Genomic DNA, 19,723 nt, shown 5'->3' with positions numbered 1-19,723 from the left:
TCGTCGATATCATGCAGTCTTCCATCATCACACCTCACAATCGTCTCGCCGACGAGACCAGCCCCTACCTGCTGCAGCACGCCGGCAACCCCGTGGACTGGTATCCCTGGGGGGAAGCGGCATTCCAGCGGGCGTGCCGTGAAAACAAGCCGGTCCTGCTCTCCATCGGCTACTCGGCCTGTCACTGGTGCCACGTCATGGCGCACGAGTCCTTCGAGGATCCGGCCGTTGCCGCGCTCATGAACGAGTTATTCGTGAACATCAAGGTCGACCGCGAAGAACGCCCCGATATCGACCGGATCTACCAGCTGGCTCACCAGATGCTGATCCAGCGCGGCGGCGGCTGGCCGCTCACGATGTTCCTGTCTCCCGATACGCGACAACCCTTTTTCGGCGGGACCTATTTTCCCAAAGAGGCGCGTTTCGGCTTGCCGGCATTCGACGATCTGCTGCAACGAGTCAGCGAGTTCTACCACAGCCGTAGCGCCGACATTGCGCAGCAGGGACGGGCGCTGCAAGTGGCGCTCGAGGACTTACAGCCCGCACCCGCCGACCGGGAACAGACGCTGAGCGAAGAACCTCTGACGCTGGCACGCGAACAGCTCGCCGCCGGCTTCGACGCGGAGTTCGGCGGCTTCGGTGCCGCACCAAAGTTTCCACACCCGATGAACATCGATTTCCTGCTGCGTACATGGCGCGCCAGCGCAGGCAGTGAAACGCCGGATCTGCATTCGCTATACATGGCCAGCCTGACGCTCAGGCGCATGGCCGAAGGCGGCATCTACGACCAGCTCGGCGGCGGTTTTGCCCGCTACAGCGTCGATCGATATTGGATGATTCCGCATTTCGAAAAGATGCTGTACGACAACGGTCAGCTATTGCGGATCTATGCCAATGCCGCGCTCGCCAGCGGCGAGCCTGCCTTCCGGGAGGTCGCTTCACAGACCGCGGACTGGATCATGCGCGAGATGCAGTCTTCGCAAGGCGGCTATTGGTCGGCGCTGGATGCAGATTCCGAAGGACACGAGGGTCGCTACTATGTCTGGGATGCACTGCAAGTACGTGCGCTGCTGCCCGAGGATGTCAACGCGGTCTTCGCGCGGCGTTTCGGCCTGGATCGCGACGCCAACTTCGAAGACGCATGGCACCTGCACGCCTGGCGCGGCGAGGAAGATATCGCGCAGGAACTGGAGCTCCCGGCAGAGGAAGTCGCGGCGCGGCTCGAACGGGCCCGCCGAATCCTGCTCGACGCTCGCGGCCAGCGCGTCCGTCCGGCCCGCGATGAGAAGATCCTGGCCGCCCGGAACGGGCTGGCTGTCGCCGGCATGGCCGTCACCGCCCGCGTACTGGAACGTCCCGAATTGACGCATTCCGCGACACAGGCGATCGATTTTATTCACGAACATATGTGGCATGAGGGCCGTCTGTTCGCAGCGCATAAGGATGGTCGCGCCCGCTTCCCCGCCTATCTCGACGACCACGTGTTCCTGATCGATGCCCTGCTCGAATTGCTGCAGACCCGATGGCGCAGCGAGGATCTACGATTTGCGATCGAACTCGCCGAGATTCTGCTGACGCACTTTCAGGACACCGCGGCAGGCGGTTTCTTTTTTACCGCCGACGACCACGAAGCGCTGATCCATCGCTCCAAGTCTTTCGCCGATGACGCTTTGCCTGCCGGCAACGCCATCGCGGCGCAGGTGTTCACCCGGCTGGGTTCGCTGCTGGGCGAGACGCGCTACCTGGATGCAGCGGTCCGTACGCTCCGTGCGGCATGGACGCCGCTGCAGCATTATCCGCAGGGACACTGCGCGATGCTGATCGCTTTGTCGGAACATCTTCAGCCTCCGGACATGGTGATCATTCGCGGCAGCGCCGCAGAAGCCGCACGATGGCGCGACGAGTTCACCCGGATGTACGCACCGCGCAGGCTGGTATTCGCCATCCCCGACGATGCCGCGGCACTGCCGCCATCGCTGGCGCAGAAACGGCCGATGAACGAAACGGTGGCCTATATCTGCCGCGGGACCACGTGCTCGGCGCCGGTGCGATCACTGGCCAGCCTGGTGGCGCTGACTCGCTAGATTCCGCGGCGACAAGCTCGGACCACGCAAATTCGGGACAGGGAAAGAGCGCCGGAGAAAAGCCGCTCAACCGCGATGCGGCGTCTTTTTTTTTCTCTTGCGCTTCAGGTGGCGTACGCGCTCGATACCGGCCAGTTGCTTGGCTCGCGCCGACTCGATGGAGGCGGTCAGGGAGCGCTGCCCCCAGGATTTGAGTTGTTCAGGATCCTGGACGACCTCCACCGGAACCCGGTGATGATCGGTGGTCAGATCGAAGGCATTCGGATAGGGCTTGAACTGCGGCATGCCGCGTGATTCGTAATCAGCGATGTTGATTTTGTCGGTGTGCAGATACAGCACTTCCTCGAACACGATGCCCAGCAGGCGCTCCTCGCAGAAAATACCGACGCCGCCGAAGATCGCTCGGTTTGAGATGCGTCCCAGGAACCCCAGCTGCTCCGAGACGTAAATGACCAGGCTCGATTTCACCCGCATATCGAGCGACTACCCTTCCAGTGTGGTTGCAGACCGCACCATCGTAATGATTGGTAGGGTGCGCCCCTCAAATCGCAATACCGCAGCAGCTCGCCGGCTGCACGATTCCGAAGTTTACATGCCGGACCGGCACTGTAAACACGCCCGCGACGGCTGTCACCGGCTCGTGAGAAGTATGATCGTTCCCGCATCCTCGGATTGCGCCGCACCGATTCGCTCGGCGGACCGCTCTGGCGTCAGACCCATTCCAGCCGGCATATGCGCAAAGCGCGCCGAGCACCCCGCCCGACTCCGAAGGTCGTACAGGCTCAAAGCAGGTGCCGCCGGATCCGATCCCGCAGCGCGCCATGCTCGGCAGGATTGAATTCCGGGGCCTGTGTCCAATCGTAAAGCCAGGGGTGGCCGGTACGCATGGCTTCAGGTTCGTCCGCGAATCGCGGATGCACATGTGCATGCAATGCCGGATCGAGATTGCCGAAAATGGCATAGTTGATTCGCAGTGCGCCGGTGGCTTCACGCACCGCTTCACCCAGGGTACCCAGGTCCGTCATGAATGCGCTGCGCTGTGCCGGCGAGAGCACATTGAGGTGAGGTACGACCGGGTCGGGCAGCAACAGACAATAACCTCGCAACACCTGGCGCTGTCCCATGACGGCCCAGCCGCAGCCGGTTCGGGCAATGCAGGCAGGTTCGGTACCGGCCCGGCAGGCCTCTACCAGGCGATGAATGTTGGTCGGCATGCACGCTCTCCCAGCCGGACAGGCGAGCCTAGCCCGAGCGAAAAATGAAATACACGGCGCCCAGTATGCACAATGAAGCCCACAGATAGTCGAGCTTGAGAGGCTGCTTCATGTACAGCAGGACGAATGGCACGAACACTGTCAGCGCAATCACCTCCTGCAGGATCTTCAGCTGCGGCAGGCTCATGACGGTATAACCGGTACGATTGGCCGGCACCTGGAAGAGATATTCCAGAAAGGCGATACCCCAGCTAAGCAGCGCAGCAACGATCCAGGGTTGCCGGTTCAATTCCTTCAAGTGGGCATACCAGGCGAACGTCATGAAGACGTTGGACAAACTCAACAGAACGAGACAACGAACGACTGGACTGATGACCATATTCCGAGCGGGCGACTGGACTTCGAGGGCTCGACGGGTTCAAGGCTGCAAGTCGGTGGGCCGTGGGCCAGGATACAGCGCACGATCGCGGCGTGGCCGATGAGGGCTCTACTCAGGCCGCCGGTTTGCTCGAACCGCCACCCGCCGACCTGCGATGCAGTTGCACGACACGCCGCGTATCAGCCGGCTGTTCGTTCATGACGACGACTTTGGCGCGCTTGAAGAAATTGAAATCCGTCGCACTCGCCCAGGTGTATGCACCCATCATGCGTCCGATGACCAGGTCGCCCACCTCCAGCTGCGGCAGCAGGATGTCGTCGTCGATCACATCGATGGAATCACAGGTCGGCCCCGCCAGCACGCTCTCATGCAGTTCCCCATCCTTCAGCACCGAGACGGGATACTTGGCGTGATCGAACAACTGGCCGCTATAGGATCCATACAGACCATCGTCGAGGTAATACCACCAGCGCCCTGCACGCTTCGCCTTGCCCATCACGGACGAGACGGCGACACCTGCGGGCGCGGCGATGAAGCGCCCTGGCTCCGCGATCAGGCGTACATGCCTGGGCAGCGTGGCCAGCGCCGCACGGATCGGACGGCAGAAATCCTCGATGGACATGACCGTCTCCCCGTAGGCGACCGGGAAGCCACCGCCGATATCCAGGATATCCAGCGCCGGCAGACCGGCCAGCAATGCCTCGGCGATCAAATTACGGCAGGCATCGATAGCCTCGATGTACTTGCCCGGATCAGTCGCCTGCGATCCGACATGAAAAGACAGACCGCGTACGCGAATACCCAGGCGCCGGGCCTTTTCGATCAGACCCAGCACCGCTCCCGGCTCGCAGCCGAACTTGCGCGACAGATCCACGACTGCATCAGGACTGCGGAACGATACGCGCAGCAGCAATTCGGCGCGCTTGCGGTAACGCACGAATTTGCGGATCTCATCCTCATTGTCCGCGACGAAGGTCGTGACGCCGTAGCGCAGAGCATCGCGAATGTCGCTGTCACGCTTGATCGGATGCGTGTGGATGCAGCGCTCGGCCGGAATACCCTGGGCCTTGACCAGTTCGACCTCGCCGGTCGTCGCCAGATCGAAGAATGCCCCTTCGTCATACAGACACGACACCACGGCCGCGTGCGGCAGCGGCTTCAGCGCATAGTGCAGATCGACGCCGGGCAGCGCCTCTTTCAATACCCGGTACTGGTGACGCACCTGAGCACAGTCGACCACCAACAAGGGTGAGCCGAAACGTGCCGCGAGACTGCGAATTTCGATTGCCGTCAGCGCCGTGGAGTCGAAGGGATGAGCAAAGGAAAAAGCATGGGCATGCTTGGCTGCGCGTGGCAACACCTGTAGACACCTCTGAAAAAAGCTGCGGACTCACTTAACCAACCAACAAGAGCCATCGTCCGGCCGTCGGAGGATTTCCCCGGCATCCGACCGCTCTCACGAGTTCTGGTCGAGCGGCACCTGCAGCTTTCGCGTTTTCTCTGGGTGCTCTCTTACACAGGCGGGCGCAAATGTAACAAAAATGTTTCGCGATGCAAGCGTCGCTGACCGATTTATTCAAAAAAACCAGCCATCGGCCGGTGGCTGGTTCAAAGTCGCTCCGAGCCCTCCCCGCCGCCGCCTGGTCAAGCCATCGCAGGGTTGCGCTCCCCGCCCATGGCTTCCATCAACCGTGCATTTCTCTTGATGCACGGTTGATGGAAGCCATGGGCGGGAGCGCCTCCACGATCCTTTGGAAACACGATAAAGCTTGTCTTGATCCCAGTCTCTGCCGATGCCGGCGTCGGGTTGCGCGGGGTCAGGTGGGTGCGCCATCCTCGCCGAAATCAGCCACCCACGCCGCGATATCCTGATCGTAGGTCACGATGTTCTCGGCCGTCGCGGCACGCCTCAGCCGGTCGCGCACGGCATCCCATTTCTCACCTTCCGGTACTTCCTCGACCAGAATGATTTTCGCGCCGGCCTTGTCCAAGGTGCGCAGATGGGCATAGAGCGATCGCGCATACAAATCGCTACGCATGCCGGCATTGATCCAGGTCATATAGCGATTGGCCGTGGCGGGGGGGCGCAGCGCCAGCACGGCCACTTTCTCATGGCGACTGGTGAACTCGTTCATGACCTGTTCGAGCCGGCGGCTGGGTACGACATTGACGGGAGTCTGTGGCGAGTAGTGCCGCAGAGTCGAGCCTGGAACGCGCGGTACGCCGGCCCCCGGTCCCATCTCGACCGTCGGCACGATCTCGCGCAGCTGCGATATGCTGATGCTGCCTGGCCGCAATACGCGCGGCACATCGCCCACACAGGTGACGATCGTGGATTCCAGCCCTACCTTGCAATCCCCGCCATCCAGCACAACCCCGATGTCGTCGCCGAATTCCTCACGCACATGTTCGGCGCGGGTCGGGCTCACGTGACCGTAGCGATTCGCAGACGGCGCGGCGATCCCCCCGCCGAAGGCGTTGAGCAGCTGCTGCGCTACCGGATGATTCGGTACACGGATCGCAACCGTATCCTGCCCGCCGGTGATGACGTCACTGACTGCCGGTGCGCGCTTCGCCACCAATGTCAGCGGCCCCGGCCAGAACGCATCCGCCAGCTTCTTGGCTTCCGGCGACATGTCGCGCACCCAACGCTGCAGATAGCGCGGATGATCCACATGGACGATGACCGGATGCGTGGCAGGCCGTCCTTTGACGCGGAAAATCTTGCGCACCGCTTCCGGATTATTCGCATTGGCGCCTAATCCATAGACGGTTTCCGTCGGAAACGCCACAAGCTCACCGGCGCGCAAGACTTCGACGGCATGCTGGATATCCTTTTGCGATACTCGTGCGATGGCCATAGGACATGCATCATAACAAGCCGGCCCGGGCGAATCGCTGTAACACCCTCGGTACGATCACAATTCCATGAAATTCGTCGGTGCGACGGCGGATATCCGCCATCCGCCGCCACCAAAAGACGATGGCCCCCTGTAAACGGGCCGCGCGGCCGTCTCAATCCAACGGCACGCGCATCCAACCCTGCGGGGTTGCCTGCAACTCGTAAGTAGGCCAGTAACGCTTGTCCAGCTGCAGTGTGATGACATCGACGGCACCGTTCCAGGCGACGGTCTTGAGCCGCAGCGACGCCCGATCGTCCTTGCCTTGCAACGCGGCGATGAATGCGTCCAGGTCGGCCACGAACTGCCCATCGACTTCCACGATACGGCGGCCGGCCCACAGCTTGTAGCGCGCCGCAGGCGAACCGAAGGAAAAGTACGAAACGAATACCCCTTCGGGGGCGATGCCGCGCTGCGCAGCCAGCGCACGGTGGGGCTTCTGCAAAACGGCCCCCGCCCATACCAGGATGCGGTCCAGATCGCCTCCCGCCAGGGCGACCGTAGGGACCTGGAACGTCTGCTGCGCTCCGTTGCGCAGCACGGTCACACGCACGATCGGCGCCCGCCCATCCTCAACCTGAGTCTTATCCGGCGGCGTTTCCAGCGGATCCGGATGGCCGGCAACATGCACCGCCGGGTTCCGGCCACGTTCCTGGACGACCTGCTCGAGCTCGCTGAAGCGGTTGACCAGCGCACCTTCGACCTCCAGGATCAGATCGCCCGGCAACAGCAGACCGCTGGCGGGCGAACCGCCGACCAGTCGTTCGATGCTCAGCACCTGCCGCCGCCCGGGACTGTGCCGTTCCAGACGCCGCACCCACCGATCCGACAAGCCAAGCTTGCGGGCACTGGCCAGCGGCACGGGCCGCAGTTCAGCCTCCAGCGAGTACAACGGGCTGCCTTCGCGCGCCAGCGACAAGGTCTGCGCCAGCAGCTCCGCCGGAATACCGCGATTCTCCTGCCGAAGGTCGCGGCCGGCTTCGTAGGCGAAACTCGCCCAACCCGCGAGCACCTCGCCGTTCTTGTTCACCAATACGCCGTCATAATCGCCGGGTGCATTGACCAGGCTGACGGTCTCCAGGTTGGTTTCGCGAAATCGCAGCGTCCTGGTCAACGGATACAACACGGGATCGATCGACGCGACCTGGGTCGAGCGTGACAGCACCTTTCCGTCCTGACGCATGCCCACCACCCAGACCGGTTCGCCCGGGCTCAATTCCTCGGGGCGCAGGCGCGCCGCGCGCACCGGGGTAGCGCCGATCAGGCGGGGATCGTAGGAAATCACGGCCAGGTTGTGCAGCGGATGTATGTACTTCACACGTCCGGGAATTTCGATCGATCCCGCGAAGGTCACGCGCACATCTCCCAGCGGGATAGGCACCGTGTTGCGGTCGATCACGACCAGGCCGCGCTGCGCATCGACGATCAGGCCCGTACCATGGTAATTCCGCTCGCTGATGCCCGATACCGAATATGGCATGTCGAAATTCACCAGCACCAGCGAGGGTGCGACGCGATCCACGATCGCATCGGCTGTTTTCGCGAAACTCGTCGTGGCGGTCTGCGGCAGCTGCGCCTGCCCATCCGGCGCCCAACTCACGCAGGGCCAGGTGCCGCGCGCGTCGTCACGCCGGCAGGAACGCGCGGGAAACCAGCGCCGATCCATGCGGATCACGCGCACCTGGGTGGTATTGGGCTCCTCCAGGGTGAAAAAGCGCACCGCGGCACGCTCGCCGTCCTGGAGTCTCTGCAATAGCGGTTCGAGTTCATCGAGACCGCCGATGTCCCGTCCATTGATGGAGGTCAGGATGGCCCCGCGGGTGATTCCCGCCGCCGCCAGCACATAGCCGGGATTGGCAACATAAATGCCGCGGATCGGCTTGTTGATGTGCCGCGCCTGCTGCCAGGACAGGTCGTGCACGACGGCATCGCCGAATTCCAGAAAGCGATCGGGCGTGATTGCATGCAGATCCTGAACGACGATATCACGCTCGAAGGCCTGTCCGCCGCGTTCGATCGACAGTCTGATGCGCTGTCCGATCGCGCCGTCCAGCGCCCTGGCCAAGGCATCGAAGTCGGCGCTCAGCCTGCTGTTGACACGAATCAGGACGTCGCCCGGCTCCAGCATCTGCTCGGCTGCCGCTCCAGGTTGCACTTCCGCGACCACCAGCATGCCTGTCTTGTCCGGAAAGCTGCGGCGCATCGCGCTTTCCGTGGCCGTTTGCAGCCCCAGGCGACGCACCTCGTCGAAAGGGGTGTACCGGAATATCGTCTGCAAAGTCCCGCGGGCGACGGGCTTACCTTCCTGAATCAGCTGCAGCGCGCGCTGTACACGATCCAGCGGTAGATAGAAGCTGGAAGCCGCCGCGCTGCTGCCGCCGGCATTGAGCGCCAGCACCCGGCCTTCGATGTCGATGACCGGCGATCCGGAGGAACCGCCGGAGGTGCTGGAGGCGGCCTGGTAGTAGAACGTGTTGAAGTCGTTGTACTTGCCCACTCCATAGTTCGGCGCCTGCCGGTCGAGCCGGGCCAGGGTACCGGCAAGTATCGACAGCTGCTCACCGGCATCGTTGCCGATGACGCGGATTTCCCGGCCGACCTGCGCACCTTGCGGATACAGTTTCAGCTCCGCCGGTTTGATGAACCGCAGCTTGGCAGGATCATAGCGATAGAAGCCGAAATCATGGATCGGATCGCGATAGACCGGATAAAGCGTCACTTCCTCGCGGTTCAGGAACACCGCCTGCGCCGTTACCGGACCGGGCGTGACGACATGGCGATTGGTGAGAATCAACCCGCGGCGGGCATCCACGACGAATCCCGTCGCCTGGCTGGAAATGTTCCATTCGGTGTCGAAGGCACGCGCCAGATCGACCTGTATGGTCACGACGCCCGTGGCGACCCGCTCCAGGGTACGCGTCCAGCGTGAATCCTCGGGTACCGGCACCGGCGCGGCTGGCACGGCATCCTGCGGCGGCGCCGAAATGTCGGGCGCGGCGGCGCGGGACGGCACTGCCGCCAGCGTGGCGGCCACGATGACGGCGTGAGCGAAGACGATGAGGGTTCTATACATGCAAGGAAGCTGCAAACGATCCAACGATAGGAGCCGGAAAATGCACAACGGTTCCTCCGCCACCCTTGTACGGCATGTCAGCCCAGCAACAAAAAGCCCCAGATCACCATCAGTACGGCGAAAGATAGCAGTACCGCCATGGAACCCACGTCCTTCGCCAGTCCCGAAAGTTCATGGCGCTCCAGGCCGATGCGGTCCACCACCGTCTCGATGCCCGTGTTGAGCAGTTCCACGATCAGCACCAGCAACACCGCGGCGATCAGCAAGGCTTTTTCGACCGGCGTCGAACCCAGCCAGGCGCCCAGAGGAATCAGCACCAGTGCAAGCGCCACCTCCTGCCGGAACGCCGCCTCGAAGCGAAAGGCGCCCTTGAACCCCTGCCAGGAATTGATGAACGCGAGCCGTAGGCGATACATGCCCGAGCGCTTGGGACGATCCTGCATCTTTACCTCTTGAGTCGACCGTCCGGGATCGCCCTCCAAGGACGCGATCATGAACGATCTCAGCCGGGATCCTCCCGATACGCCAGATCCAACTGCTTTGCGGCGCGGACGTCATCCAGACGCCGCACCGGCAAAGTATACGGCGCGCCCTTCACCTTCGCGGCATCCTGCTGCGCTTCCCGCTGAATCGCGATCAAGGCATCCACGAAGGCATCCAGTTCCTGTTTCGACTCCGTCTCCGTCGGTTCGATCAGGAGGCACTCCGGCACCAGCAATGGAAAATAGGTCGTCGGCGCATGGAAGCCGTAATCCAGCAGCCGCTTGGCGAAGTCCATGGCATTCACGCCCAGTTCCCTCGCCTGGCGCTTCATGGTGATGATGAATTCATGGCTGGCGCGGCGTTGCGGATAGGCCGGCTCGAAGCCTGCCTGCTGCAGGCGCGCCAGCAAATAGTTGGCGTTGAGCGTCGCATACTCGGCCACCCGCTCCAGACCCGCACGGCCCAGCATGCGCATGTATACATAGGCCCGCAGCAGCACGCCGGCATTGCCCATGAAGGCGGACAGCCTGCCGATCGTCTGAGGTAGGTCGCGCTCATCCATCCACCGATACCGATAGCGCAGTTGCGCATGCCCGGCGGATACTTCCTCGCGTTCCACGAATGGAACCGGCATGAACGGCAACAGGCGCCGTCCGACGCCCACCGCCCCCGAGCCCGGTCCGCCGCCGCCGTGCGGCGTCGAAAAAGTCTTGTGCAGATTCATGTGAATCACGTCGAAACCCATGTCGCCCGGGCGCACCTTGCCGAGGATGGCATTCAGATTGGCGCCGTCGTAATACAGCAGACCGCCTGCTCCATGTACCAGGCTCGCGACCTCCTGGATGCGGCGTTCGAACACGCCCACGGTTGAGGGATTCGTCAGCATGATGCCCGCCGTCTTCGGTCCCACCACCTGTTTCAGCGCCTCGATATCGATATCGCCGTTCTCAAGGGTGCGTACCTCGATCACCTTGCAACCGCACATGGTCGCGGTCGCCGGATTCGTTCCATGCGCCGCATCGGGCACGATGATCTCCTCGCGTGCCGTATCGCCGCGCGCCTGATGGTAGGCCCGGATCATCGCCACCCCGGCAAACTCGCCCTGCGCGCCCGCCATGGGCGTAAGCGACACGCCCTGCATGCCGGTCACTTCCTTGAGCATTTCCTGCAGTTCATGCATGCAGGCGAGAAAACCCTGGCTGAGCGACTCAGGTGCCAGCGGATGGCGGCCCAGCATTTGCGGTAGCATCGCCAGTTCGTTGCAGGCGCGCGGGTTGTACTTCATGGTGCACGAACCCAGCGGATAGAAGTGGGTGTCGATCGAGAAGTTCAACTGCGACAGCCGGGTGAAATGCCGCACGGCCTGCAGTTCCGAGACTTCCGGCAGCACCACGCGCCGCCGGCGCCGAAACTTCTCCGGCACCTCGGGGGGTACGGGGGGTGGATACTGCGCAGGCGCGCCGCGGCCCGGGCGGGAGTAGGTGAAAATCAGCGGTTCATGCATGGCGCTCATGTCAGGATCTCGGCGAGGACGTGCGCATAGGTCCGGATATCCTCGGGCGTGCGTGTTTCGGTGGCGCACACCAGCAGTGCGTTGCCCAATCCGGGAAAATGCCTGGATAAATCCAAGCCGCCGGCGATATTGCGCCGGGCCAGTTCCTGCAGCACACCATCGACCTGGCGATCGAGTTGCAGAACGGCTTCATGGAAGCGCGGGCCGGCGAAGCGAAGCCTGACGCCATCGATACCGGTCAACGCCTCGACCAATGCCGAGGTATTCGCCTGGCAGGCTGCCGCCACACTCTCCAGGCCCGTGGCCCCCAGCAGCGACAGATGTATCGCCGCCGCTGTCACCAGCAGCCCCTGATTCGTACAAATGTTCGAGGTCGCCTTGCTGCGCCGGATATGCTGTTCGCGCGCCTGCAAAGTCAACGAAAAGCCGGGCTTGCCGTCCAGGTCGAGCGTGCGCCCGATGAGACGCCCGGGCATCTGGCGCACATATTCCATACGGGTCGTCATGAAACCGAAGTAAGGTCCGCCCGAAGCCAGGGGCGCGCCCAGCGGCTGACCTTCACCCACGACGATATCCGCGCCTTTTTCGCCCCACTCCCCCGGCGGCTTGAAGATCGCGAGCGACACGGGATTGACGACGGCGATCAACATCGCCCCCTGGGCATGGGCCCAATCGGTGATCGCATCGACATCCTCCAGCAGCCCGAAAAAATTCGGATGCTGTACAACGACCGCGGTGATGTCCTGGCCGCTGTAGCGCTCCAGGGACGATAAGTCCAGCGTGCCCGCCTCTTCCCCATACGGCAGAACATCGAACTTCAAGGACTGTCCCGTGGTGATCGCCCGTGCCACATGGCGATAGTCCGGATGCACTGTGGCCGGCACCAGGATGCGCGCCGAGCGGGATTGGCGGTGGGCGCGCACCGCCATCAGGCAGGCTTCCGCAAGCGCCGATGCACCATCGTACAAGGATGCATTGGATACCTGCATCCCGGTGAGATTCGCCATCATGGTCTGGAATTCATACAGGACCTGGAGGGTGCCCTGGCTCGCCTCCGCCTGGTAGGGCGTGTAGGCGCTGTAGAATTCACCGCGCGAAACGATCGCCCACACCGCTGCAGGAATATGGTGTTCGTAGGCTCCGGCACCCAGGAAGTTGAGCGGCTGTCCATCGAGCTGCGCACGCGCATGCATCAGACGCGTGATTTGCATCTCGGTCAGACCTTGCGGAAGGTTTTCCGGGGGCGGGGTACGCAGAGCGGCGGGAATCTCGTCGAACAGCGCGTCGATATCCGGCGCGCCGATCGCCGCCAACATCTCGCTGACATCGGACGGTGTATGCGGGATGAACGGCATATCAGTGACTCGCCGCCTCGACGATCTTCGCGTACGCAGCCGCGTCCAGCAGACTGGACAATTCACCCAGGTTGGAGGGCTTCAACTTGAACAGCCAGCCTTGTCCGTAGGGATCGGTATTGACCTGTTCCGGCGATGTGCCCAGCGACTCGTTCGCTTCGATCACTTCACCCGACAGCGGGCTGTACACATCCGAGGCCGCCTTCACCGACTCGACCACGGCGGCGACCTCGCCCTTGCTCAATGTCCGCCCTGCCTCGGGGATTTCCACGAATACCAGATCGCCCAGGGCGTTCTGTGCATGATCGGAGATGCCGATCGTGATGCTGCCGTCGCTTTCGAGGCGGGCCCACTCGTGGGATTCGTTGAATTTCAGATCGGAAGGAATGTTGGACATGGACTGACCTGCTGGTTTGAAACTATTGGGATGTCAGGAAGATCGGAAAACCAATCCGGAGAAACCGGCTCAGAAACCGACCTGGAGGATTCACGAGCCTTGGCAGCTTCAGGCCCCGCCCATGGTTTCCCCTGCCGTGCATTTCTCTTGATGCACGGCAGGGGAAACCATGGGCGGGACCTGCGGACCCCTGTGATTGTTTGCCGTGAGAAGCCTCGAGAGCGGAGATGTTGAAGAACGCTGCCCCGGCGTCCCGAGAGGCATTTTGCGGGACCGAAAGGCATGGCTTGAAGTCGTTCATGCCAGGGCGATCAGATCAGCGCCTTGCCGTGGCGCACGAAGGGAATCTTGACGACCTGCGCCGGCAGCTGCTTGCCGCGAATTTCCACCGAGACCGATGCACCGGTCGCAGCGGGCACGCGTGCCAGACCGATGGAACGCTCCAGGGTGGGAGAGAATGTCCCGCTGGTGATCTCGCCCTCGCCGACGCCTGGAACCAAGACTTTCTGATGGCTGCGCAGCACGCCCCGTTCCTGCAGCACCAGGCCCACGAGTTTGCGCGCCACGCCGGCATCCCGTTGCGCCTGGAGCGCTGCGCGTCCGATGAATTCCCGATCGGCGGGGTCGAAGGCCACCGTCCACGCCAGCCCGGATTCCAGCGGCGAGACCTGCTCATCCATATCGTTGCCATAGAGGTTCATGCCCGCCTCCAGACGCAATGTATCGCGCGCGCCGAGGCCGCAGGGCCGGATCGCGGCCTGGCGCAATGCCGTCCATAATGTGGCTGCCTGCGCGGCGGGCAGCATGATCTCCCAGCCGTCCTCGCCGGTGTAGCCGGTGCGGGAAATGAAATAGGGCGGCTGTTCGCAGCCCGAGAAGGGCTTGAGGGCAAGCGCCGCGGCGGCATGATCCCCGATCAGAGCGGCAGCACGGCTTCTGGCCTGCGGCCCCTGTATCGCAATCATCGCCAGATCCGTGCGCGGCCGGATGTCGACTTCGAATCCCGGCGAATGTTGTGCCATCCAGGCAAGATCCTTCTCCCGGTTGCCGGCATTGACGACCACACGATACCTGGAGTCGCCCAGGAAATAGACGATCAGATCGTCGACCACGCCGCCGGCTTCGTTCAGCATGCAGCTGTACAATGCCCTGCCGGGTTCCGTCAGCCTGGAAACCTCATTGGCCAGCAGCCTGCGCAAATAATCGCACGCGCCCTTGCCGGCGACATCCACCGTCAGCATATGGGATACATCGAACATGCCGGCATCGCGCCTGACGGCATGATGCTCCTCGATCTGGGAACCGTAGTGGACCGGCATGTCCCAGCCGCCGAAATCCACAAGACGGGCACCAGCGGCGACATGGATATCGTACAGGGGAGTCTTCAATCCCATCACATAATGCTCCGGCCGGGCGGCGGACCGCCCATGACAAAGGTGACACACGGACCGCCCGCGCGATCCGCCGCCCTCTGTCCTTCGACCTGAGAGATCCGGCGTGAACCGTACGGCATATGCCGGCCGGTCCTCGCCTCTCCCCTTCGGTGAGCGCGACGAAACGCCTGGCGTTACCGTCACGACTACTCTCCAGAGCCCTTCGAGCGGCGATTCATGACGAATCGCCCCAACGACATGCCGTTCTTTTGCCTGAGCGTTTCCGGGCGGTTGCGCCTTCGGCGGTGTCGAACCAGACAAAGGCCGGACAGCGCGCCGCAGCGCTCGATCCGGCCCCGTCGGCGACACTCTCTCCGGCCGTGTCTGACGATGGGTTCGGCTATGGTAGCCGAGCGGATAGGAAACACAATGGTCCATCGTTTCACGGGCACCTCCCATATCCGGGATCCATCGGGCGCGGATGCTCTTTTGCGCTCCCTGCACCCGAGTCGGGCAGGCGCGGTACAATGCCTGTCTTTCCCTTCTCGAGGCTTCCGGATCGTCCCCCGCCATGTCGATTTCCACCCGCCGTCCCAGCATTCCCGTCCGCGTCGGCTCCGTCACGCTAGGAGGAGACGCTCCGATTGCGGTGCAATCGATGACCAACACCGACACGGCGGACGTCGACGCCACGGTGCGTCAGGTTGCAGATCTCGCTCGTGCCGGTTCGGAGCTGGTGCGGGTGACCGTCAACACGGCCGAGGCCGCCGCCGCCGTACCCCACATACGCGATCGCCTGGCGCGTACCGGAATCACTGTGCCGCTGATAGGCGACTTTCACTTCAACGGTCACAAACTGCTGCGTGCGCACCCTGCCTGCGCCGAGGGGCTGGAAAAATACCGGATCAATCCCGGCAATGTGGGGCGCGGCAGCAAGCGCGACTCCCAATTTGCGGAAATGATCGAGATCGCCTGCCGCAACCAAAAACCGGTACGCATCGGCGTAAACTGGGGCAGTCTCGATCAGGATTTGTTGACTCGGCTGATGGATGAGAATTCACGCCGGCCGCAGCCGCTGGACGCCATGCAAGTGACGCGTGAGGCTCTGATCGTCTCCGCCCTCGACTCGGCGGCTCGCGCCCAGGAATTGGGATTGCCCGCCGAACGTATCGTAATTTCCTGCAAGGTCAGCGGCGTACAGGATCTGATTGCGGTCTATCGCAATCTCGCCGCACGCTGCCGGTTCGCATTGCATCTGGGACTGACGGAAGCCGGCATGGGCTCCAAGGGCATCGTCGCCTCGACCGCCGGCATGGCGGTGCTGCTGCAAGATGGCATCGGTGACACGATCCGGGTATCGTTGACGCCGGAACCCAACGGCGATCGCACCCAGGAAGTGATCGTCGCCCAGGAGATGCTGCAGACCATGGGGTTGCGTTCATTCATGCCCATGGTCATCGCCTGTCCGGGCTGCGGACGCACCACGTCCACCTATTTTCAGGAACTGGCACAGAAGATCCAGGGCCACATCCGCCAGCAGATGCCTCTGTGGCGCGAACGGTATGTGGGCGTGGAAGAAATGACCGTTGCGGTCATGGGCTGTGTGGTCAACGGACCCGGCGAGAGCAAGCATGCAAACATCGGCATCAGCCTGCCCGGCACCGGCGAGCGCCCGGTCGCGCCGGTCTATATCAACGGCACGAAAGGACCGACACTCAAGGGCGAGCGCATCGCCGAAGAGTTCCAGGCGCTGATCGAAGATTATATCGCAACGACCTATTCGAGGAGAGAATCGGCATGAGCAAGCATCAGACCGGCATGGACGATCCGGACCGGAACGGCAGCGGCGCTGCAAGCAATCTGACCTGCGAATTAGGCGGAAAACACTGCGTTCCCTGCGAAGGCGGTATACCGCCGCTGACTCCTGAACAGGCTACATCCTTGATGCAGCAACTGGACAGCAAATGGAATCTTATCCAGGATGCCTCGGGCCTGCGAGCTGAATGGAAGTTCCGTGACTTCTATCGCACCATGAGTTTCGTGAATGCGATCGCGCATGTCGCCAACACCGAGGATCATCATCCGGACCTGGAAATCGGCTATGACTATTGCCGCGTGGTGCTCACCACGCACGCGATCCAGGGGCTATCTGAAAACGACTTCATCTGCGCCGCCAAAATCGACGCCCTGCCGCGCACCTGAACCTCAGCACCGCATAGCCCTCCAAGACCCACCGCCTCGGCCGTCTGCGAAAATCATCAGGAAACTCGCCGGTCCCGCCCAGGGTTTCCATTGCCATGCATCAAGACAAATGCATGGCAATGGAAACCCTGGGCGGGACCGGCACACCGCCAATAGCCGTTGGCCCTGAATAGTGGTCGGAACGGGGTTTCTAGGCCACCGCAGCGGCGACTTCATCCGCTTCGATCATGGGCCCGACCGGGTGCTGAAACCATTGTTTTGCGAAGGCGACACGTGCCTGAGGCGCCGCGCTGAAATCGGCTCTCGCCTCGCATAGCTGCAGGCGCCGCAACAAACCCTGTCGATTGGCGATCTGGATTGCCAGACCGGGGCGCGCGTTCAGTTCCAGCACCAGCGGGCCTAGATCTCGATCCAGCACGATGTCGACGCCGATGTAGCCCAGCCCCGTCAGCTCATAGCATCTTGCCGCGATATCCAGGATCACGTCCCAATCCGGAACCTGCAGTCCGGAAATCACGTGCGTGGTATCGGGATGGTGCGTCACGACCTCCGTACCGACCACGCCGTCGAGCGATACGCCGGTAGCGATATCGATTCCGGCGCCGACCGCGCCTTGATGCAGATTCGCCTTGCCATGTGAATCCCGTGTGGGCAGGCGCACCATCGCCATGATCGGGAAGCCGCGAAACACGATGACCCTTATATCGGGCACGCCCTGGAAGCTGATACGTTCGAACAAAGGGGAAAAGCGAACCATGTATTCCACGATGACGACATCGGGCACGCCGCCGAGGCTGAACTGGCCGTTGATCGCATTCGAGAGGTGATGGGAGAGAGCGTCCTCATCCAGCAGCGTGCCCCCCACGGTGCGGTAACGGGAGCCGCTGCGCCCCGCGATCACCACGATACCGTCGCCCGCGCTGCCATGTGCCGGCTTGAGTGCGAATGCCGCGTGATCGCGTACTATCTCGGGCAGCCGACGGATCTCGTGCTGGGTTTCCATGACGCCGTAGAGTTCGGGTACGGCGATGCCCGCCTTCAAGGCCAGGTGCTTGGTCTTCAGCTTGTCGTCGACCAGCGGATACAGGCGGCGCGGATTGAAACGCAGGATATAGTCGCCATTGCGCTTGTTCAGGCCGAGCACTCCTGCACGTGCAAGCCTGCGGTAACGCCCCAGCATCATCAGCCGCCCTGGGGCAGCAAGGCCCTGAAACGCCGCAATTCGAGCAGCCGATATCCCGTGTAACGTCCGGCGAACAAGGTCGCCGCAACGACCAACAACAAAAGTTCCGGAAACACGAACATCAAGTGCTTGAGCCAGGCGATCTCCATGACTACATAAGAGATCGCGGCGACGATCAGGCTGCCGATACCCTCCTGAATCGCCTCCGAGGCGCCGCGCTCCTCCCAGACGATCGACATGCGCTCGATCGTCATCGAAATGATCACCATCGGGAACAGTGCGATCGACAGTCCAGGTTGAATATCCAGTTTCTGACTCAGCACGCTGATACCCGCCATCAGCAACACGACCACCGTCAGTACGCAGGTCAGGCGCGGCACCAGCAGCAGTCTGAGCCTCTCCAGGTAAAAGCGGATCAACAGTCCCAGAGAGACGATGACCGCGAACAGCACGATGCCCCACAACAGGCGGGTCTCACGGAATGCCAGCGCGACCAGCACCGGCATGAAGGTGCCGAAGGTCTTGATGCCGATGAAATTGCGCAGCAGCATGATCACCAGCGCGCCGATCGGCACCATGAGCAGTACGCCGTATACCGCCTGGGTCGCAATGGGCAAGGAGAAGAGAGAAAAATCGATGGAATGCGAGCCCAATCGCTCGGCCCGCCGTTCGGCGATCAGCATGGAATCCAGTAGATTCTGCTGAGCTGCCAAGGTCACATCCAGCAGCGTACCGCCGTCGATATCCGCGATAGGATCGTCGCCGCGCCACCAGATCAGAAAATCCCTGGGTAGCCCCTGCTCCAGCGACTGCGGATTGAAATACAGCCACTGTACGCCGTCGTGCACCTCCAGCAGCGACTCGACCCGGACCTGTCCGGTCTCGCTGCGCAGAAGTACGCCATGGGCGAGGCGGGCCGGAATCTGCGCGCCTGCCAGTATCACCGTCGCCAGATGCGCGCGCTCCACGGGAGTGCTGGTTCGGCGCAGGAACACGCCGACGTACGGATCGCGCTCCGCCATGTTGATATGGCGCAACAGTCCGGTCGTGAAGCTCGCCACATCCGCCGACTGGCGGCGCACTTCGGCGATCAACGCCTCCATGGCCGCCCGCGAAGCGTCATCCATGAGCGGCTGCTCAGGAAATGCCGGCGTCGTATCTTCCGCGATGCGCGAGGCATCACGGTATACGAGCGCACGATAGTACAGGACCTGGGATCCCTTGGCTTCGCGCAAGGTCCACTGAGCTTCGCGCCCCGCCGGGGCGCTGCGGGTCGTGAGTCCGAAGCCGCGGGACACGAAACTCTCATCCAGAATCGCATACCCCGGCGTCAGTCCGGGAATGCGCAATGTCGCCTTGACGGCAGCAGGGCCGGGCTCGAATTTGATCGCCGCCTCGATATTCCAGACCTGCGTTTCCTGCTTCGGTTGCAACGGCAGACCCAGAACATGCGCCTTGTACGTGAACAGCGCCAGACTGACTGCCACCAGGATCGCCGAGAGCACATGGATGTGACGATTGTTCATGGGAACGACGCGGGAAGGCACGATGCAGACGCATCTTCGCG

At 62.5% G+C, this 19,723-nt stretch carries 16 protein-coding genes and 2 riboswitches; of the genes, 3 read left to right on the top strand and 13 right to left on the bottom strand.

The genetic code is table 11. The annotated features are described in order from the left end of the window. Positions 1–11: 11 nt before the first annotated feature. The gene (locus ACG33_RS06200; protein WP_066919616.1) at positions 12–2,084 is read left to right on the top strand and encodes a thioredoxin domain-containing protein; all 2,073 of its coding nucleotides are present in this window, start codon (positions 12–14) and stop codon (positions 2,082–2,084) included. Between the two features lie 66 nt (positions 2,085–2,150). Here ACG33_RS06200 and ACG33_RS06195 read toward each other — a convergent pair whose 3' ends face one another. From ACG33_RS06195 to gcvT, 11 genes are all read right to left on the bottom strand, one after another. Beyond that, entirely contained in the window at positions 2,151–2,558 is a 408-nt protein-coding gene (locus ACG33_RS06195) for a TfoX/Sxy family protein (RefSeq protein ID WP_083536500.1), read from the bottom strand. A gap of 308 nt (positions 2,559–2,866) precedes the next feature. Further along, a complete protein-coding gene (locus ACG33_RS06190) occupies positions 2,867–3,298 on the bottom strand; it encodes an HIT family protein (RefSeq protein ID WP_066919612.1) in 432 nt (143 codons plus the stop codon). 28 nt (positions 3,299–3,326) lie between these two features. Further along, positions 3,327–3,677, bottom strand: coding sequence for a DMT family protein (locus ACG33_RS06185; protein ID WP_066919610.1), 351 nt, complete (start codon positions 3,675–3,677; stop codon positions 3,327–3,329). A 112-nt stretch (positions 3,678–3,789) separates the two neighbouring features. Then, the gene (locus ACG33_RS06180) at positions 3,790–4,971 is read right to left on the bottom strand and encodes a type III PLP-dependent enzyme (protein WP_066922892.1); all 1,182 of its coding nucleotides are present in this window, start codon (positions 4,969–4,971) and stop codon (positions 3,790–3,792) included. A gap of 523 nt (positions 4,972–5,494) precedes the next feature. Continuing rightward, positions 5,495–6,538, bottom strand: a complete 1,044-nt coding sequence (locus ACG33_RS06175; RefSeq protein WP_066919608.1) for an L-threonylcarbamoyladenylate synthase — start codon at positions 6,536–6,538, stop codon at positions 5,495–5,497. A gap of 154 nt (positions 6,539–6,692) precedes the next feature. Next, the gene (locus ACG33_RS06170; RefSeq protein WP_066919606.1) at positions 6,693–9,650 is read right to left on the bottom strand and encodes a trypsin-like peptidase domain-containing protein; all 2,958 of its coding nucleotides are present in this window, start codon (positions 9,648–9,650) and stop codon (positions 6,693–6,695) included. A gap of 77 nt (positions 9,651–9,727) precedes the next feature. Beyond that, complete coding sequence (locus ACG33_RS06165; protein WP_237392695.1) at positions 9,728–10,144, bottom strand: diacylglycerol kinase; 417 nt, start codon at positions 10,142–10,144, stop codon at positions 9,728–9,730. An 8-nt stretch (positions 10,145–10,152) separates the two neighbouring features. Next, the gene (gcvPB, locus tag ACG33_RS06160; protein WP_066922888.1) at positions 10,153–11,637 is read right to left on the bottom strand and encodes an aminomethyl-transferring glycine dehydrogenase subunit GcvPB; all 1,485 of its coding nucleotides are present in this window, start codon (positions 11,635–11,637) and stop codon (positions 10,153–10,155) included. Positions 11,638–11,642: 5 nt separating this feature from the next. Then, positions 11,643–13,001 (bottom strand): aminomethyl-transferring glycine dehydrogenase subunit GcvPA, encoded by a 1,359-nt coding sequence (gcvPA, locus tag ACG33_RS06155; RefSeq protein WP_066919604.1) that lies wholly within the window; start codon positions 12,999–13,001, stop codon positions 11,643–11,645. A gap of 1 nt (position 13,002) precedes the next feature. Next, entirely contained in the window at positions 13,003–13,398 is a 396-nt protein-coding gene (gcvH, locus tag ACG33_RS06150; RefSeq protein WP_066919602.1) for a glycine cleavage system protein GcvH, read from the bottom strand. A 311-nt stretch (positions 13,399–13,709) separates the two neighbouring features. Beyond that, positions 13,710–14,792 carry a glycine cleavage system aminomethyltransferase GcvT gene (gene gcvT, locus ACG33_RS06145; RefSeq protein ID WP_066919601.1) on the bottom strand — a complete coding sequence of 361 codons (1,083 nt, stop codon included), beginning with the start codon at positions 14,790–14,792 and terminating at the stop codon, positions 13,710–13,712. A gap of 67 nt (positions 14,793–14,859) precedes the next feature. Next, positions 14,860–14,998: riboswitch (glycine riboswitch) on the bottom strand. Positions 14,999–15,022: 24 nt separating this feature from the next. After that, positions 15,023–15,159: riboswitch (glycine riboswitch) on the bottom strand. A 183-nt stretch (positions 15,160–15,342) separates the two neighbouring features. Here gcvT and ispG point away from each other — a divergent pair. Together ispG and ACG33_RS06135 are read left to right on the top strand one after the other, a co-directional pair. Continuing rightward, a complete protein-coding gene (gene ispG, locus ACG33_RS06140) occupies positions 15,343–16,572 on the top strand; it encodes a flavodoxin-dependent (E)-4-hydroxy-3-methylbut-2-enyl-diphosphate synthase (RefSeq protein WP_066919599.1) in 1,230 nt (409 codons plus the stop codon). A gap of 59 nt (positions 16,573–16,631) precedes the next feature. Beyond that, positions 16,632–16,973, top strand: coding sequence for a 4a-hydroxytetrahydrobiopterin dehydratase (locus tag ACG33_RS06135; protein ID WP_066922886.1), 342 nt, complete (start codon positions 16,632–16,634; stop codon positions 16,971–16,973). A 190-nt stretch (positions 16,974–17,163) separates the two neighbouring features. On the opposite strand, the gene ACG33_RS06130 is transcribed toward ACG33_RS06135, so the two are convergent. Further along, on the bottom strand, positions 17,164–18,153 hold the full coding sequence (locus ACG33_RS06130) for an alpha-L-glutamate ligase-like protein (protein WP_066922883.1): 990 nt from the start codon (positions 18,151–18,153) through the stop codon (positions 17,164–17,166). 2 nt (positions 18,154–18,155) lie between these two features. Further along, the gene (locus tag ACG33_RS06125; protein ID WP_066919597.1) at positions 18,156–19,682 is read right to left on the bottom strand and encodes a UUP1 family membrane protein; all 1,527 of its coding nucleotides are present in this window, start codon (positions 19,680–19,682) and stop codon (positions 18,156–18,158) included. Between the last annotated feature and the right edge of the window lie 41 nt (positions 19,683–19,723).

The sequence above is a fragment of the Steroidobacter denitrificans genome (genome assembly GCF_001579945.1).
Classification (GTDB): domain Bacteria; phylum Pseudomonadota; class Gammaproteobacteria; order Steroidobacterales; family Steroidobacteraceae; genus Steroidobacter; species Steroidobacter denitrificans.
This window is presented reverse-complemented; position numbering and strand designations above follow the sequence as displayed.

Excerpts from the sequence above, each read along its gene's own strand:
- ACG33_RS06200 (WP_066919616.1), top strand. The coding sequence starts at position 12 with ATGCAGTCTTCCATCATCACACCTCACAATCGTCTCGCCGACGAGACC.
- ACG33_RS06195 (WP_083536500.1), bottom strand. The coding sequence starts at position 2,558 with ATGCGGGTGAAATCGAGCCTGGTCATTTACGTCTCGGAGCAGCTGGGG.
- ACG33_RS06190 (WP_066919612.1), bottom strand. The coding sequence starts at position 3,298 with ATGCCGACCAACATTCATCGCCTGGTAGAGGCCTGCCGGGCCGGTACC.
- ACG33_RS06185 (WP_066919610.1), bottom strand. The coding sequence starts at position 3,677 with ATGGTCATCAGTCCAGTCGTTCGTTGTCTCGTTCTGTTGAGTTTGTCC.
- ACG33_RS06175 (WP_066919608.1), bottom strand. The coding sequence starts at position 6,538 with ATGGCCATCGCACGAGTATCGCAAAAGGATATCCAGCATGCCGTCGAA.
- ACG33_RS06170 (WP_066919606.1), bottom strand. The coding sequence starts at position 9,650 with ATGTATAGAACCCTCATCGTCTTCGCTCACGCCGTCATCGTGGCCGCC.
- ACG33_RS06165 (WP_237392695.1), bottom strand. The coding sequence starts at position 10,144 with ATGATCGCGTCCTTGGAGGGCGATCCCGGACGGTCGACTCAAGAGGTA.
- gcvPB (WP_066922888.1), bottom strand. The coding sequence starts at position 11,637 with ATGCATGAACCGCTGATTTTCACCTACTCCCGCCCGGGCCGCGGCGCG.
- gcvPA (WP_066919604.1), bottom strand. The coding sequence starts at position 13,001 with ATGCCGTTCATCCCGCATACACCGTCCGATGTCAGCGAGATGTTGGCG.
- gcvH (WP_066919602.1), bottom strand. The coding sequence starts at position 13,398 with ATGTCCAACATTCCTTCCGATCTGAAATTCAACGAATCCCACGAGTGG.
- gcvT (WP_066919601.1), bottom strand. The coding sequence starts at position 14,792 with ATGGGATTGAAGACTCCCCTGTACGATATCCATGTCGCCGCTGGTGCC.
- ispG (WP_066919599.1), top strand. The coding sequence starts at position 15,343 with ATGTCGATTTCCACCCGCCGTCCCAGCATTCCCGTCCGCGTCGGCTCC.
- ACG33_RS06130 (WP_066922883.1), bottom strand. The coding sequence starts at position 18,153 with ATGCTGGGGCGTTACCGCAGGCTTGCACGTGCAGGAGTGCTCGGCCTG.
- ACG33_RS06125 (WP_066919597.1), bottom strand. The coding sequence starts at position 19,682 with ATGAACAATCGTCACATCCATGTGCTCTCGGCGATCCTGGTGGCAGTC.